Here is a 16,650-nt window from a genome sequence, read left to right as displayed (position 1 = left end):
CGAGGTTGATAGGTCAGGAGTAGAAGTGCTGTGAGGCATGAAGCGGACTGATACTAATAAGTCGAGAGCTTAACTTAATTTCAACGAGCAACAAAAAGAGTAAGAAAAAGAATGTTTGGTCTAAGATTTCTTCTGTGAAGTTTTGAGTGTGCAAACACTTAGAAATGAATATCTGAAAAGGTAGTCATTATTCCGGTGGCGATACCTGGATGGATCCACCTGTTCCCATTTCGAACACAGTAGTTAAGCATCCACAGGCCGAAAGTACTTGGGGGGCAGCCCCCTGGGAGGATAGGATGTTGCCGGTTAATAAGTTAATATCAGGTTATCGCTGATAGCCTGATATTGCTTTATAAAGCTAATATGGTGGCTATGGTGAAGCGGTCAACACGGCGGATTGTGGCTCCGTTATTGCGTGGGTTCGATCCCCACTAGTCACCCCATTTATAGGGGTATAGCTCAATTGGTAGAGTAGTGGTCTCCAAAACCATTGGTTGAGGGTTCAAGTCCTTCTGCCCCTGCCATTCTTAATTAAATATTGTGGAGTGATACTCAAGAGGCTGAAGAGGACGGTTTGCTAAATCGTTAGACCGGGTAACCGGTGCGAGAGTTCGAATCTCTCTCACTCCGCCATTTATGTAAGTTCAACGGCATTGGATAATAAATCTGATAGCCGTTTTTTTGTGTGCCTAAATAATTATAAATTTTATTGGTAAGAAGTAAAATTTTTTATATGACTTCTTTTTATAAAGCGGTATAATATAAGATAATCTTATGGGAAAAGGATATATTAATAATGAAGATAGTAGGAACGAAATCTTATATAAAAGTGGAAATTGAAGGCAAAAAACTTATAATTAAAGGTGAATTACTGCAAGGCGGTTTTATTGCATATAGGGCTTCTATAAAAAATTGGGAAGCACCATACGAATCAGAAGTAATAAATGATATCGAAAAGGAAAAAATAATTGCCAGCATAATCAATCAAACAAGCAATTCACATTTAATAATTACATTTGAATAGCTATAAAAATTTATAGCTGGGGTATTAATTCTTACAATATTATTTTATGACATTTATCGAATTATACTGTTATACAAATTAATAGTTAGAGTATATAATAGGCGTTATCATCTTAAGGGATGAAGTTATTATATATTTTAATCAGGTGTAATGGAGAGATGAATGGATGAATAAAGATTCCTTGTTTAACAAAGATTTTCTGTTAGATACAGGCATTAATTTTGTTGTGTATCTTATTTATTATTTATTGATGGTTATAATTGCCGTGGTAGCTAAACAGCAGTTAAATGCATCATTAAGTGAAGCTGGTTTGGCTTCTGGTATTTTTATTTTGGGTACATTATTGGCTCGTTTGCAAGTCGGTAAAGGAATTGAATTATATGGTCGTAAAAAGACGCTATATATTGGAGTGTTCTTTTATTTGGTAACGACATTAATGTATTTTTATATTCCTAATTTAGGAATTATGTATGTTATACGTTTTCTTAACGGTATGGCTTACGGTCTTCTTTCTACCGCAACTAATACTATAATTACAAGCTGTATTCCAGAACAGCGTCGCGGTGAAGGAATCAATTATTACGGATTAAGCACGAGCCTGGCTGCTGCTATTGGTCCATTTTTAGGAATGTTATTGATGCTTGTAGCAAACTTTACTGTTATAATAATTACTTGTACCGTTCTCATTGGGCTTTGTGTAATAGGCTGTCTGATGCTGCATGTTACTGAAATAAAATTGACAGATGCAGAAATAAAGCGCATGAAAGCTTTTAACCTGGAGAATTATGTTGAAGTAAGAGTATTGGTAATTTCTGTCATTGGATTTTTGATGGGATTTGCTTATTCTAGTGTACTTAGTTTTTTGGCAGCATATACAAGAGAAATAAATTTAGTGCAGGCCGGAACATTTTTCTTTGTTGTTTATGCAGTGATCATAACAATTACAAGGCCCTTGACTGGGATAATATTTGATCGTAAAGGTGAAAATTATGTATTATATCCTTGCTACATTTGTTTGGCATTAGGTTTGTTTATGCTTAGCATCACGAATACAGCGGTAATGCTGCTTTTAGCCGGAGTTTTCGTAGGATTAGGTTATGGCACATTCATGTCAAATGGACAGGCAGTATGTATAAAATTAACACCATCACATCGTGTTAGTGTAGCTCTTTCTACTTATTTTGTAGCATTGGATTTAGGTCTTGGTGTTGGTCCCTATATTTTAGGTTGCTTAAGAACACTGCTCACATTTCAATCGCTTTATCTAGTAGCTGCTGCAATAGCAGGTATATGTTTTATATTATATTTTTTGTTTTATGGCAGAAAAGCCAGCGCACAAGTATCATTAGCTATGGAAAATGATAATAATTAAATAGTGTTTGGACATTTTACAGGTATAGAACAAAGACGCAATATTACTTTGTTCTATACCTATTTTATTTATTTAATTGATCAATATATCACTTTTTTTGATAGCAATTATAAAATTTATTTATTAGATTGATAAATAAAAATGATGTATACTTTAAGAAGAATATTAATAAATAAGAAAACAGAAATGAGGATTTTTATGAAAACAGAAAAAATTTTTTTACCGTATCATAAGGGTCATAGCGAAGCCATCATTAATAAAGATAATTTAGCAGCCGTATTAGTTTCAGGAGCAGAAAAATATAAAGCACAAAATACCGAAGAAAACATAGTCGAAGAATCACTTGATAATCCTATCGGTTCTGTAAAATTAGAAGAGTTAGTCAAAGGTAAAAATAAAATTGTAATTATTAGTTCGGATCATACCCGTCCGGTTCCCTCAAAAATTATAATGCCTATTTTATTACGGAGAATTCGCAGTATTGAACCGCTAGCCGATATAACAATATTAGTAGCTACAGGTTTTCATCGTCCCTCCACTAAAGAGGAATTAATTGGTAAATATGGTGAAGATATCGTTAATAATGAAAAAATTGTGATGCATATATCTACAGATGATGAGTCAATGGTAAAAATAGGAACACTGCCATCAGGTGGCCCCTGCATAATTAATAAATTAGCGGTAGAAGCGGATCTTTTATTAGCAGAAGGATTTATTGAATCGCATTTTTTTGCTGGTTTTTCTGGCGGACGAAAATCGGTATTACCGGGAGTAGCTTCATATAAAACAATAATGGCTAATCATTGTGGCGAATTTATTGATTCCCGCAATGCCCGCACGGGAAATTTAACGGGAAATCCTATACATAAAGATATGGTATATGCTGCCAGAAAAGCTAATTTAAAATTTATTATTAATGTGGTACTAAACGGTGATAAAAAAATTATAGCATCTGTTGCCGGTGATATGGAAAAAGCTCATGAACAAGGCTGCGAATTTGTAAAGAATCTAGCACATGTGAAAAAAGTAGAATGTGATATAGCTATATCGACTAATGGCGGTTATCCACTTGACCAAAATATATATCAGGCAGTAAAAGGCATGACAGCAGCAGAGGCTGTCAATAAGAAAAATGGTGTAATTATTATGGTAGCAGGCTGCGCAGATGGTCATGGCGGCGAAGGGTTCTATCATAATTTAGCTGATTATGCAACACCGCAGGAATTTTTGTCGAAAGCTATTGCTACTAAACGGGATGAAACTTTACCTGATCAATGGACGTCACAAATTTTAGCCCGTATTTTAGCTAATCATCATGTTATCTTAGTTTCTGATTTAGTTGATGCTGAATTAGTCCAAAGTATGCACATGGAATTGGCAGCAAGTTTTACTGAAGCATTGCACAGAGCTTTTGCAATAATGGGAGAAGCAGCAAAGATAACAGTTATCCCGGATGGACTATCAGTAATTGTGGATGAATAAAAAAATTATATCAGGCTATTAGGAGTAAGATTATATGTCAGAAATGCCAACTATTCAGCAGTTAGAAAACTTTATTTATTATGGTGAGGTTAAAAATTTTACTTTGGCAGCAAAAAAAGCCAATATAACTCAATCAGCCTTTAGTGCCCAAATAAAAAAATTGGAAGAAATTGTTGGGGTAAAACTTATATCACGCAGTAAACGGGGCAGTGATTTTACTAAAGCCGGTGAGGAATTTTATCGTCAGATAAATGAATGGCTCGAACATTTGCACAGTATTGTGTATGATGTACAGTCGATGTCTAAAAATATTATGACTAATCTGCATGTTGGTGTATTGCGTTCATTTGGTGATGTATTAATGAACCAGCATGTCGCTCATTTTCAAAAGAATAATGAAAATATCAGGATAGATGTTTATGATATGGAAGAGAATAATTTATTGGCGGCTTTACGTAATGAACAGATTGATATTGCATCAATTTATGGCATTGAACCGTTTTTGATGGAAGAATATGAGCGGATTTGTTTTTGTCGGGATAAGTTTGTTTATTATGCTCCGTTATTATTGCAGGAAGATAAATTGATTTCGGTTCACGAGATAATTCAAAGTGATTTTGTGGGATATCCTAATGAATATTCGGTAAATCAGGTTTTTCAAAAATATTTTTTAGAACATGGGAAATTACCTCATATTGTGGCACGATTAGCAACACCATATGCCATGATACACTATTGTAAAGACAATGAAGCTGGAGCATTATTGCCAAAACGTTTATTAAAAGCATTGGGAATAAATAATGGCTGGAGAGAATTAGCTCAGGAATTAGTATTAGAAGAATGCTTAATTTATAAAAAGAATAATCCTAAATATAAAAGCTTACAAATATATATAGAATATATACTGTCCGTTAACAATAATTAATGATTTATTTTGCCATCAGTAAAATTCTGATGGCTTTTTTATTATAAAAAAGGAACGTAAACATCATCGAATAATTTAACATCTAATGCCACACAGTCGGCACAGGGAGCAACACAAACTGCTAATGCTATTGTTGAAGTGGCAGCAGGAACAAGCCGGGAAATAAAGGTTGTAGAAAAAGCCAGTAATGTAGTAGATGCTATTAATCAAAAAATATCTCATGCAGCGGAAAATATATACTATGTTGAAAGTACTGCCGATAAGGCTGCTGATTTTGCCGAAGAAGGTGGGAAGTCAATAAAAAATGCTGTCAACCAAATGGAAATTATCAATAATAAGGTATCACATTCAGCTAATGTTGTAGTAGCTTTGGGGAATCAGTCCAAAGAAATAGGACAGATTGTAAACACAATATCAGATATCGCTGGTCAAACTAATTTATTAGCACTTAATGCTGCGATCGAAGCAGCACGTGCGGGGGAACAGGGAAAAGGGTTTGCGGTGGTTGCTGATGAAGTGCGTAAGTTGGCAGAACAATCACAGACAGCGGCTAAGCAGATAGCTGATTTAATTGCGCAAATTCAAATGCATACAGATAGCGCTGTAGTTGCTATGAACGAAGGTTCAGCGGAAGTGAAGCTTGGAACAGAAGTTGTTGATATGGCAGGTCGAACATTTGCTGATATCGTTAAATTAGTCAATCAAGTTTCTGGGCAGGTACGTGAAATTGCTGGTGCGGTTAAAGACATAACAAATAGCAGCGAAGAAGTTGTTAATTCAGTAAATGAAATTGATATTATTTCACGTGATACAGCAGCGCAGGCTGAAACGGTATCTGCAGTTACGGAAGAACAGTCAGCGGCTATGGATGAAATTACATCATCGAGTGCAGCATTGGCTAAAATGGCAGAAGAATTATCAGAGGCAATAAGTATATTTAAATTGTAAGTAAAAATGTTTTACAGAAGTTGAGTATAAGGTATTGGGTGAAGCGACCCTCATAATTTAGATTTTTTATTCTAATTTGTGGGGGTTGCTTCATTTAATAATAGATATTAGTTGATAACTACTAAAATAAGTTAATAGATGATATTATAATAGATAACAGTGATAAAAATATTTGTTGGAAAATTTAGGGAAGTACTATTGCAGAAACATTGACAAGATGTCATAATATGAGTTACATCTGAATAGAGAGAAGGTGTGAACAATGAAAAAAATTTTTAGCAATATGAAGATAAAATTGTTTTTAATAGGAATAATTTTATTACTGATAGCACTCTCATCATTATATTGGTATTTTGCTTATCATATAAAAACACCAGAATATGCATGGCAGATGGTGCAAACTTCTATTGAAAAACATGATATCGAAAAATTTAATAAATATATTGACGAAAAAGCACTTGTAAATAAATTATCCCAAGATATTATAGAAAATATGCTTATTTCACGTACAGCCCAGCAAGGCGACACTCGTCTTGTAATGCAGGAATACGCAGGAATTTTCCAAGAAGCGTTAGGCAAAAAGATAGATGAGGCTGTTAATTTATATGTAAAAACAGGTAAATGGGAAAAAGATACTGCGCAATCCCAGGAGCAAATGTCGGAAGATGCTGCACTTATCGATAATTTAGGTTTGAATGATATCAAGGTAATAGATAAAAAGCTTGTAAATATTGATGAAAAAGCAGGAAAGGCAATTTATAAAATTGATATACAGCAAACGGAGATAGCACAGAATTTTTCCTTTACAGTACTAATGGAACGTCAGTCTAATGGTGTGTGGAAAATTGTGCAGATAAATAATTTCTCTGAGTTTTTAACTTTATTGAACAATCATCGCCGTCAATATATGCATGAGTATGTAGAAAAGACCGATGCCTTAATGCAGCAGCATAAAAAGACATTTTCTGATATACAAAATCAGCTTAATGCTATAATTAGCAAAAATAGTATTGGCAGTGATGCTGTCCGTAATGACTTAAAGACAATAATAAATACTAATATGGTACCGCACTGGAAAATGTTAAAAGAAGCCTTAACGGCGATTAATGCACCTAAATCAGCCTCAACACTGCAAAAATTGCGATTGCGTATTTGTGATTTATATCTGGAATATTATACGAATTACAGCAAATGGCTTGATGATAAAAACATACAGACTTTGCGTGCGGCTAATAAAGCCTTAAATCAGGTAAAAATATTAGAAAGTAATGAAAACAATTTGACTAATATCGTGAAAAAAGATATTCTTCAGTAAAAAAACAGACAATATTTTGGTAAATAAATATTGTCTGTTTTTTATTTGAGATATTAAGAGTAATTGCGTATAATATACATTAAGAGGTGAAGTGTTTTTATGGATAAAAGAAAAGAAGAAAAAATTTTATTGTATAATTTTTCCGATGAAGAATATTTAAATCAGATTAGCGGGATATTTAAAGCTTTACGTATACAAGTGGTAATATTAAAACCGGAAGATTATTGTCAAAAAATAGGTTATTTATTAAAATTACCAGGTTTTTCAGTAGTAGAACGTGATGAAGATAAGGACTTTGATTTCAACCATGAAGTATTAGTCTTTTATAATATAAAAAACAAACGACTTGATGAAGTTTTGAAAAAATTACGTAATGCTGATATTGAAATAATATATAAAGCTGTGGTAACACCGCTTAATCGATTTTGGTCATTGGAACGATTATGTTTGTCAATACAAAAAGAACATGGTTATATTTTAGAACAAAAAAGTAAAAATGAATAAAAATAGTACAGATAAATTTAATCAAACTAAATTTATGAGTAAGGTAAATTCGAATAAAATTAGTATTGAAAAAAATAATGATATAGTAAAAAAACAAATTTTCGGTATAAAAAATAATAGATATAGATATTTTTTAATTGTAACACTAGTGTTATTTATTTTTATCGGTGGCATATTAAGTGGTTTTAAAATAGCAAATTATTGTCAATATCAGTGGCAATCGTTAGAAAATTCATTTTTACATCAACAATATACTTGGCAGCAGCAGGAGAATGATCTGCAAACGCAGAAAGATAAGTTTAAGGCAATAAAAAAACAGTTGCAGCAAGAGACAGAAAATTTGCTTGAGAAAAAAAATCAACCAGTGCCAAAAGAATCATTGTTGAATAATATTTGGAATGCTATTACCGGAAAAAATAAGAAAAATAGTCAAAAAGAACAGGCAGAAAAGCAAGATATAAATACACGTTTGCTGCAAATACAGGAAAATATTAAAAATATTGATAAAGAAATTGATAAATTAAACCAAGAGGAAAATAAATTAGATAAATTAAAAAGGGAAATTGAAAAAAAATATCAGGAAAATAGTACATTGATTGGCTATTTTAGACAATTTTTTCTATGAAGAATGTTAAAAATGTTATATTTTGAGGTAAAAATGTACTTTTATCAGTTTAATATAGTAATATGAATTTGAAATACTGAAAAAAGATAAATAACGTATTATATTATATGTAATACGTTATTTTATAAAAAAATATATAGTTAATAAATTTTGAAATTTAATTATAAATAAAAATCAATTTAATTACGTTACAAATAATAAAAATAAATAAAATGTAATAAAAAAATTTCGTTCGTACGTTTTTTTTTGTAGGAAAAAATTATAAAGATTGCGAAAATATTTTTTGTTTGCATAAATTGCTAAATTGATTTATAATTATGGCACGGCAATAATTTATAACTATTTGTGGTCATAAGAACATAATGAAGGTAGTTTGTATTTGAATAATTTACATAAAAATATGGAAAATAAAAAAAATATTCGTAAACGTCAATATATTGACTGTGCGAGAAAATACATATTGTTGTTTATAGGGACAATAATAACAGCAGCTGGTCTGGAGTTATTTTTAGTACCTAATAATATTATTGATGGCGGAATTGTCGGTCTTTCAATAATGGGCTCATATGTGTTTAATGTTCCGCTGGGTGTATTTTTGACGGTATTAAATATCCCATTCTTATACTTGGGATATCGTAATATGGGCAAGGCTTTTGTAATTGCCAGTGTTTTTTCCATAATTTCTTTATCAGTATGGACAGCGGTTTTGGTGCCGATACCTGAAGTAACTGAAACACCGTTTTTGGCAGCTGTTTTTGGCGGGATTATCACCGGAATAGGTGTAGGGTTAATCATTAGAAATGGCGGTTCTTTGGATGGGACTGAAATGGTTGCTATTATTTTAGATAAAAGAACGGTTTTTTCTGTTGGTGAGATTGTAATGTTTATCAACATATTCATTCTAAGTGGGGCAGGCCTGATCTTCGGCTGGGATAATGCCATGTATTCGTTAATTGCCTATTTTATCATAGCAAAAACAATTGATGTAGTAATACAGGGATTAGAAGAGTCCTATGCAGTTATGATTGTTACATCTAATTATGATGAAGTAACAGATACGCTTATAAATGAATTAGGACGCGGTGTTACTCTTTTACATGGCGAAGGCGGCTATTCTAAAGAACCGCGAAAGATTCTCTATTGTGTTGTTACCAGATTAGAAATCAGCAAATTAAAGGCGACTGTCTTAAATGTTGATGAGATGGCATTTGTGACAATATATCAGGTAAATGACATAATTGGTGGGCGATTAAAGAAAGGCTAATCAATAATTTGTTTGTAATTGTTTAAATGGTGAGAAAATTATTTAAATAATTACAAATGCTTTGTTAATATTTTTATAAAGTTTTTTTAAAATATTTTAATAATTCATAACAATATATTATTGTAATATTTTTATGTTTTGTGTTTTAATTTTGGTGAATACCGCTATGTAATAATAATTAGAAAGGAGATGGCTTGGATATTTTATAATTACATACGGATAATTTCATATATATTAGGAGGGATTTATAATGGATAATTTAGTAGGAGAATTTTTAGGAACAGCTGTACTTATTATTTTTGGTGGTGGCGTTTGCGCAACTGTATGTTTAAAAGGATCAAAAGGTGAAAATAGTGGGTGGATAGTAATAACTGCTGGATGGGGATTTGCTGTTATGTTAGGTGTTTTTGCAGCAACATCATTAGGTGCTCCACAAGGTGATTTGAATCCAGCTGTTACTTTAGCTAAGCTTTTAAAAGGTGGTATTTATACTTTTGATCAAGCTCTAATTACGATGGTAGTTCAACTTTTAGGTGGCATACTAGGTGGTATAATTGTATGGCTCGCATATTTACCGCATTGGGGAATTACGGAAGACCAAGCAACTAAATTAGGAGTATTTTGTACAGCTCCTGCAGTAAGAAGCTATTGGAAAAATTTCTTATGTGAATTTATTGCTACATTTATGCTTGTTTTCATGATTTTTGCAATATTCAATGCCAATAATGGTCACTTCCCAGCTGGTGTAGGACCATATATTGTTGGTGTATTAATCTGGGCATTAGGTCTTAGTTTGGGTGGACCTACCGGATATGCGATGAATCCTGCACGTGATCTTGGACCGCGTATTGCACATTTTATTTTACCAATAGAAGGTAAAGGTGGTTCTGATTGGGCTTATAGTTGGGTGCCTGTGTTTGGACCATTGGCTGGCGGTTTTGTAGCATATGTAATTGCTAAAGCAGTAGGTATTATTTAAAATTAATAGTTAACAATGCTTGCTATGTAAGCTTTGATATAAGTTGGATAAAAATGGGGAGGCTTTTTTAATGGAAAAGAAATATATACTAGCGTTAGACCAAGGTACAACAAGCGGAAGATCAATCTTATTTGATCATGATTCAAACATTGTGGCAACAGTTCAAAGTGAATTTACACAAATATTCCCTAAACCAGGCTGGGTTGAACATAATGCTAATGAAATTTGGTCTACACAGATTGGTACTATTTCAGAAGTAATTGCTAAAGCTAGTATTGATCCTAACGAAATTGCTGCTATTGGTATAACCAACCAACGTGAAACAGCTGTAGTTTGGGATAAAAATACAGGAAAACCTATTTATAATGCTATTGTATGGCAGTCACGCCAAACAATGGAAATCTGCGATGAACTAAAAGCACAGGGATTGGCAGATGTTTTCCATAAAAAAACAGGCCTTTTAATCGATGCATATTTTTCCGGCACAAAAGTAAAATGGATTTTAGACCATGTTGAAGGTGCACGTGAAAAAGCTGAAGCTGGTGATTTATTATTCGGTACAATGGATACTTGGTTAATTTGGAAACTTACCGGTGGTAAAGTTCATGTAACTGATTATTCCAATGCATCCCGTACATTAATGTACAACATTCGTACTTTAGAATGGGATGAGGAACTTTTAGGATATTTGGATATTCCTAAAGCTATGCTTCCAGAAGTAAAACAATCCAGTGAAGTATATGGCGTTACTATTCCTAGCGTAACCCAGGGCGTTGAAATTCCAATTTCTGGTATTGCTGGTGATCAGCAGGCAGCATTGTTTGGCCAAAACTGCTTCAAAGCAGGTATGGCTAAAAATACTTATGGTACAGGCTGCTTCATGCTTATGAATACTGGTTCACAATTATATGATTCCAAAAATGGCTTATTGACTACAATTGCTTGGGGTATCGACGGCGAAGTTCAATATGCACTTGAAGGCAGTATCTTTGTTGCTGGTTCTGCTATTCAATGGCTCCGCGATGGACTTAAAATTGTTGAATCTGCACCTGATACTGAATTCTATGCTAATAAAGTTGATGATGCTGAGGGTGTTTATGTAGTACCTGCTTTTGTTGGCTTGGGCGCACCTTATTGGGATATGAAAGCTCGCGGCGCTATCTTTGGCTTAACCCGCGGTACTACTAAAAATCATATCATCCGTGCTACTCTTGATTCTTTGGCATATCAGACCAAAGATGTACTTGATGCTATGCAGGCTGATTCCGGCATTAAACTTAATGCATTAAAAGTTGATGGCGGTGCAGTTGCCAATAACTTAATGATGCAGTTCCAAAGTGATTTGCTTGGTGTTCCTGTAGAACGTCCAAAAGTTGTTGAAACAACAGCACTTGGTGCTTGCTATTTAGCAGGTTTGGCAGTAGGCTTCTGGAACAACAAAGAAGAGCTTGCTAATAATTGGCAGATTGATCGCCGCTTTGAAGCAGATATGGACGAAGATACTAGAAGAGAATTATATGTTGGCTGGTTAAAAGCTGTTCGTCGCACTATGAACTGGCTTTGATTCCTAAAAAAGTAACATTGTCGTAAAGATTGAAAAAGGCTGCAGAGGTTGATATAATTTCTGTAGCCTTTATTTATTAGCTATACTTCATAAGAAAAAAATGTAATTTCAAATGTAAAAATATTTTTTATTTATGCATAGTAAAATTGTTGCTATAAACTATATAATGCTTTATAATAATAATGAATTATATTGTGCATCACGCGATGTTAATATGTTAATACCATAATCTGAATTAAATAATATTTTATGCAATAATTATATATTTTAACAGAAGCTTTTATAGATGAAATTTTAATTCGATTGTGTAAATTTAATTATTGTTAGCTTTTGCATATTTTGTTATAATTTAAAGCCTAACAATATATATGCCTGGGGAGGAAAAGGGAGAACTATGTTAAAAACAACAGTAGTCGTTATAGGCGGCGGAGCTACCGGTGTCGGTATCCTGCGTGATTTATCCATGCGTGGGGTTGACGCACTTTTGGTAGAACGTGATGACCTTGGTTATTGGACAAGTTCGAGATTTCATGGACTGCTTCATAGTGGCGGTCGTTATGCGGTAAAAGATAAAGAAGCAGCTAAAGAGTGCATTGAAGAAAATACTATTTTGCGTAAGATTGGCAAGCAATGCGTTGAGGCAACAGAAAGTATTTTTGTTCGTGCGCCCGAAGATAGCGAAGAATTCGAAGCAGAATGGGTAAAATCCTGCAAAGAATGTGGTATTTATGCTGTACCGATGAGTATGGATGAAGCTTTTAAATTAGAACCTAACCTAAGCCGTAAACTTCTTTCGGCATATCGCTGCCCAGGAGCAGCTGTTGATGGTTTCCGTTTGCTGTGGCAGACGGTAGCTTCCGCTAATAAGTATGGCGGTAAGGCTAAAACTTATACTGAAGTTATTGGTATTGAAACTGTCAATGGTGAAGTTGCTGGCGTGCATGTGCGTGACAGATGGACTGGCGAAGAATATAAAATTGCCTGTGATTATGTAATTAGTGCAACTGGTTCATTTGCTGGCAATGTTGCTCATTTAGCAGGCATCGATGTTAATGTAAAACCAAGCAAGGGGACACTTATTGCCTTTAATCACCGTATTTGCAATCATGTAGTACATAGATTGCATCCATCATCTGATGCTGATATTTTTGTGCCACATGGTTCAATTACCATTTTAGGAACAAGCTCTATTGACAGTGCACCTGATGATACAAGTTCCGAAACCTCAGAAGTTCTCGATATGATGAATATTGGTAAAGTAACTTTTGAAAATCTTTATGATTATCGTATTTTACGTGTATTTGCTGGTACACGTCCATTATATAGTGCTGACCCTAATGCTAAAGGCCGCAGTGCATCACGTGGTTTCGTTGCGCTAGATCATGCTCATGACGGCATTAAGCATTTCATGAGTGTTTGTGGTGGTAAATTTACTACTTATCGCTTAATGGCTGAAAAAGTTTGTGATATTGTCTGCGAACAATTAGGCGTTAATACTGCTTGTCGTACAGCTGAAGAAAATCTTGTTGATGGACCATCAGATGACTTGATGAATAGAGCTAAGGCAGTATTCCCAAGCTATGGGGCAGAACTTGCTGCATCACGTTTGGGCAATGAAAAACTAGAACGTGTTATAAAACGCATTGAAAGCAGACCGGAAACTAAAGAGCTTGTTTGTGAATGTGAAAATGTAACATTAGCAGAAATCGAAGAAATAGCATCAGAGCCTAGCAGCCATACTGTCAGCGATTTAAGAAGACGTACCCGTCTTGGCATGGGAACCTGTCAGGGAACCTTCTGTGCATATCGCAGTGTAGGCGCTGTGGATAAAGATGATATGCCTTGGGCTAAAGATACAGTGTTCTTGTTTAAAGAATTCTTAGAAACACGCTGGAAAGGTATTCGTCCGGTATTATGGGGTAATATGCTTCGTGATATCGAATTAACACGCGCAATTTATGATGCAGCTTTAAACTTGAGCGGGGTAGATGAAATAAAATGAAAAAAAGTGATATTTTAATTATAGGAAATGGTATTTCTGGTTTATTTGCGGCTTGCGTAGCTGCAGATAAAGGTAAGAAAGTACAGATATTGTCTTATGGTGCAGGCACTCTTACTATCGGCGGCGGTATTATTGATGTATTGGGATATACTGATGAAGGTACACCAGTAGCAGACCCGATGCAGGCTATTGCTGCTATGGATGCTAAACATCCATATGCTAAAGTTGGAGCAGATACTGCTAAAAAAGCGTTAGATACATTTTTAAAGATTACGGAAGAAGAAGGCTTTCCTTATATTGGTTCTGCTAATGAAAATATATGGCTGCCTACTGCTATTGGTAACTTTAAGCCAAGCTGTTTAGTACCGCGTACTATGAATGGCAAGGCTCTTATAGCTGCTAAAAATATTCTTGTAATTGGTTTTGACACCATGAAGGATTTTTATGCTGATATGGCAACAAAAAATATTGCTAAGCGTTTGCCAGATAAAAATGTTGAACAATTGATAGTTGAACTTAAATTTGAATATGAAAGAGACTTGCGTGATATTTCGGCAATGGATGTTGCAAGATGGCTGGAAACTGAAGCTGGTTATCGTTCTTTTGTCGATCAGGTAAAATCGCATGTAAAACCTGATACCGCTATTGTATTACCGCCAGTATTGGGCCTTGATCCAAATTATAAAATATTGGACACATTGGAAAAAGAGCTTGACTGTGCATTAGTGGAAGTGTCATCTCTGCCACCAGCAGTAACTGGTACACGTTTGACTAAGATGATGACAGCCTATGCTAAAAAACGCGGTGTGCAGATAATTGAAAAAGCACGTGTTGTTGGTTCTGAAATAATTGATGGTAAATGTCAGGCTGTAATAACTGAAGGTTTTGACCGTCAGAGAAAATTTTATGCTGACCAATTTATTTTAGCAACAGGCGGCGTTTATGGCGGTGGACTTGTAGCTAAAATTGGTGCAATGACCGAACCGGTATTCAATATTGACATTGATGTACCGAAAGTGCAGACTGAATGGTCCCATAAAGATCTATTTGGTGATAAAAAACAAATTTTTGCGCAGTTTGGTGTAAATGTAAATTCTGAATTGACACCGCTGGCGGCAGATGGAAAAGAAGTAGCTTCTAATGTAAAAGTTGTAGGTAGAAGCCTCGCGGGCTATGATTTTTGTGTTGAAAAATCAGGCAATGGGGTTGCTTTAATTACGGCGTATAAAGCAGCTGCCGCATTTTGTGGGGAGGCATAATAATGGCAATAAATAAACATCATGCGATAGATCCAGATAAATGTACAGCATGTACAATATGTATTACAGCATGTCCTGTAACAGCAGCCACAAGAAAATTCCGTGGCCCTAAAATGACAGGACCAGCTTTAACTCGTCTTAGAAAATTAGTATCTGATGATGATCCAATGCTCGATTATTGTTCTAACTGTAAGACGTGTGATTTGGTTTGTCCTTCAGGGGTACCTATTTCTACTCTTAATATGTTAGCTAAAAATGAGTATTATAAAACCCATCCGCGTAAATCACCAGCTGATGATATGCTGGCACATAGTGAAAAAATGGGTAAATTAATTACCTCTATACCATTAGCGTCTACTTTTGCCAATTTAGGTATGACTATAGGTAAATCTGTAGGTATGCTTGGTGCTATGGGTATATCTTCAAATGCTAAAATGCCTAGTTATGCTAGTGAATCTTTCATTAGCAAATTCAAAAAAATTAAACAGACTTCCTATCAGCGCAAAGTTGTATTTTTCTCAGGCTGTTTTATAAATTATAATCAGCCAGAAGTTGGCGTTGATATGGTTAAAGTTTATCAGAAAAATAAAATAGAAGTAGCAATCGATGAGAATTTTGTTTGCTGTGGTTCACCAATGGTAGCCGGTGGCTATATTGATGATGCTCGTGTTAATGCGGCTAAAAATGCCAAATTATTAAAAGCATGGGTAGATAAAGGCTATGATATTATCACTGCCTGCACCAGCTGTGGATTGATGCTTAAACAGGAATATCAGGAATTGTTTGATTTCGAAGGAATGTCTGAGTATGCAGAGCATATGTATGATTCTGTAGAGTATTTAGCTAAGCTGCATGATGAAGGTGAATTCAATACAGAATTTGCTAATGACAGTACTGAATATATTTATCATGCTCCTTGTCATTTAAAAGTTCAGGCTATTGGCAGACCTTCCATGGAACTTTTACCGCTTGTTCCTGGTATTAAGATTCAAGAAGCTGATGCTGGTTGTTGTGGTATTTCCGGCAGTTATGGCTTCAAGGCTGATAAAAACCCAATAGCAATGAAGGTTGGCGCTAAATTGTTTGGTAAAATTAAAGATTCTCATGCTGAACTTGGTGTGTGTGAATGTGGTACCTGTCGTCTTCAGATGGAAAATGGCAGTGGTGTTCCAGCAATACATCCATTAACTGTTTTACGTAAAGCTTATGGTTTATAATTATTACTAAGTTTTATTGTTCAATGATAAATGAAAATGGCATCTTTAATTATTATAGATGCCATTTTTTTTCTACAAATAATGATATTTATTACTAATCAATCTATAAATAATAATAATTAAAATAATGTTATTATGGAGTTAATTATTGTAATTTAATGCAGGTTTTT

General features: G+C 34.3%; 14 protein-coding genes, 3 tRNA genes and 1 rRNA gene. All 18 read left to right on the top strand.

Annotated features, from left to right (window positions below; genetic code table 11):
- Window positions 1-191: 191 nt before the first annotated feature.
- The 18 genes from rrf to HNR32_RS02595 all read left to right on the top strand — a co-directional run bounded on the left by rrf (window position 192) and on the right by HNR32_RS02595 (window position 16,480).
- Window positions 192-308 (top strand): 5S ribosomal RNA (rrf, locus tag HNR32_RS02680).
- A 58-nt stretch (window positions 309-366) separates the two neighbouring features.
- Window positions 367-443, top strand: a tRNA-His gene (locus tag HNR32_RS02675).
- A 5-nt stretch (window positions 444-448) separates the two neighbouring features.
- Window positions 449-524 (top strand) — tRNA-Trp (locus HNR32_RS02670).
- Window positions 525-542: 18 nt separating this feature from the next.
- Window positions 543-633, top strand: a tRNA-Ser gene (locus HNR32_RS02665).
- A 163-nt stretch (window positions 634-796) separates the two neighbouring features.
- Window positions 797-1,024 carry an Imm74 family immunity protein gene (locus HNR32_RS02660; protein ID WP_183859391.1) on the top strand — a complete coding sequence of 76 codons (228 nt, stop codon included), beginning with the start codon at window positions 797-799 and terminating at the stop codon, window positions 1,022-1,024.
- A 166-nt stretch (window positions 1,025-1,190) separates the two neighbouring features.
- Window positions 1,191-2,396: an MFS transporter gene (locus tag HNR32_RS02655; protein WP_183859389.1), complete on the top strand. Its 1,206-nt coding sequence runs from the start codon at window positions 1,191-1,193 to the stop codon at window positions 2,394-2,396.
- A gap of 198 nt (window positions 2,397-2,594) precedes the next feature.
- Complete coding sequence (gene larA / locus HNR32_RS02650; RefSeq protein WP_183859387.1) at window positions 2,595-3,878, top strand: nickel-dependent lactate racemase; 1,284 nt, start codon at window positions 2,595-2,597, stop codon at window positions 3,876-3,878.
- 34 nt (window positions 3,879-3,912) lie between these two features.
- A complete protein-coding gene (locus tag HNR32_RS02645) occupies window positions 3,913-4,803 on the top strand; it encodes a LysR family transcriptional regulator (RefSeq protein WP_183859385.1) in 891 nt (296 codons plus the stop codon).
- Between the two features lie 138 nt (window positions 4,804-4,941).
- Window positions 4,942-5,751, top strand: a complete 810-nt coding sequence (locus tag HNR32_RS02640; protein ID WP_196611145.1) for a methyl-accepting chemotaxis protein — start codon at window positions 4,942-4,944, stop codon at window positions 5,749-5,751.
- Between the two features lie 262 nt (window positions 5,752-6,013).
- Complete coding sequence (locus HNR32_RS02635; RefSeq protein WP_183859383.1) at window positions 6,014-7,066, top strand: hypothetical protein; 1,053 nt, start codon at window positions 6,014-6,016, stop codon at window positions 7,064-7,066.
- A gap of 99 nt (window positions 7,067-7,165) precedes the next feature.
- Window positions 7,166-7,570, top strand: coding sequence for a DUF3783 domain-containing protein (locus HNR32_RS02630; RefSeq protein ID WP_183859381.1), 405 nt, complete (start codon window positions 7,166-7,168; stop codon window positions 7,568-7,570).
- The gene (locus tag HNR32_RS02625) at window positions 7,563-8,195 is read left to right on the top strand and encodes a hypothetical protein (protein WP_183859379.1); all 633 of its coding nucleotides are present in this window, start codon (window positions 7,563-7,565) and stop codon (window positions 8,193-8,195) included. The genes HNR32_RS02630 and HNR32_RS02625 overlap by 8 nt, the downstream gene beginning before the upstream one ends.
- Window positions 8,196-8,595: 400 nt before the next feature.
- On the top strand, window positions 8,596-9,459 hold the full coding sequence (locus tag HNR32_RS02620) for a YitT family protein (protein WP_183859377.1): 864 nt from the start codon (window positions 8,596-8,598) through the stop codon (window positions 9,457-9,459).
- Window positions 9,460-9,706: 247 nt separating this feature from the next.
- Window positions 9,707-10,438: an MIP/aquaporin family protein gene (locus tag HNR32_RS02615; protein WP_375782628.1), complete on the top strand. Its 732-nt coding sequence runs from the start codon at window positions 9,707-9,709 to the stop codon at window positions 10,436-10,438.
- A gap of 70 nt (window positions 10,439-10,508) precedes the next feature.
- Window positions 10,509-12,002, top strand: a complete 1,494-nt coding sequence (gene glpK / locus HNR32_RS02610) for a glycerol kinase GlpK (RefSeq protein ID WP_183859373.1) — start codon at window positions 10,509-10,511, stop codon at window positions 12,000-12,002.
- A gap of 394 nt (window positions 12,003-12,396) precedes the next feature.
- The gene (gene glpA, locus HNR32_RS02605; protein ID WP_183859371.1) at window positions 12,397-14,004 is read left to right on the top strand and encodes an anaerobic glycerol-3-phosphate dehydrogenase subunit GlpA; all 1,608 of its coding nucleotides are present in this window, start codon (window positions 12,397-12,399) and stop codon (window positions 14,002-14,004) included.
- Window positions 14,001-15,263, top strand: a complete 1,263-nt coding sequence (gene glpB / locus HNR32_RS02600) for an anaerobic glycerol-3-phosphate dehydrogenase subunit GlpB (RefSeq protein WP_183859369.1) — start codon at window positions 14,001-14,003, stop codon at window positions 15,261-15,263. The genes glpA and glpB overlap by 4 nt, the downstream gene beginning before the upstream one ends.
- Window positions 15,264-15,271: 8 nt before the next feature.
- Window positions 15,272-16,480, top strand: coding sequence for an anaerobic glycerol-3-phosphate dehydrogenase subunit C (locus HNR32_RS02595; RefSeq protein WP_183859411.1), 1,209 nt, complete (start codon window positions 15,272-15,274; stop codon window positions 16,478-16,480).
- Window positions 16,481-16,650: the final 170 nt, after the last annotated feature.

It is taken from the genome of Pectinatus brassicae (genome assembly GCF_014201835.1).
GTDB lineage: Bacteria > Bacillota > Negativicutes > Selenomonadales > Selenomonadaceae > Pectinatus > Pectinatus brassicae.
Note: the sequence above shows the minus strand (reverse complement) of the source record. Positions and strands in the feature narration are given on the sequence as shown.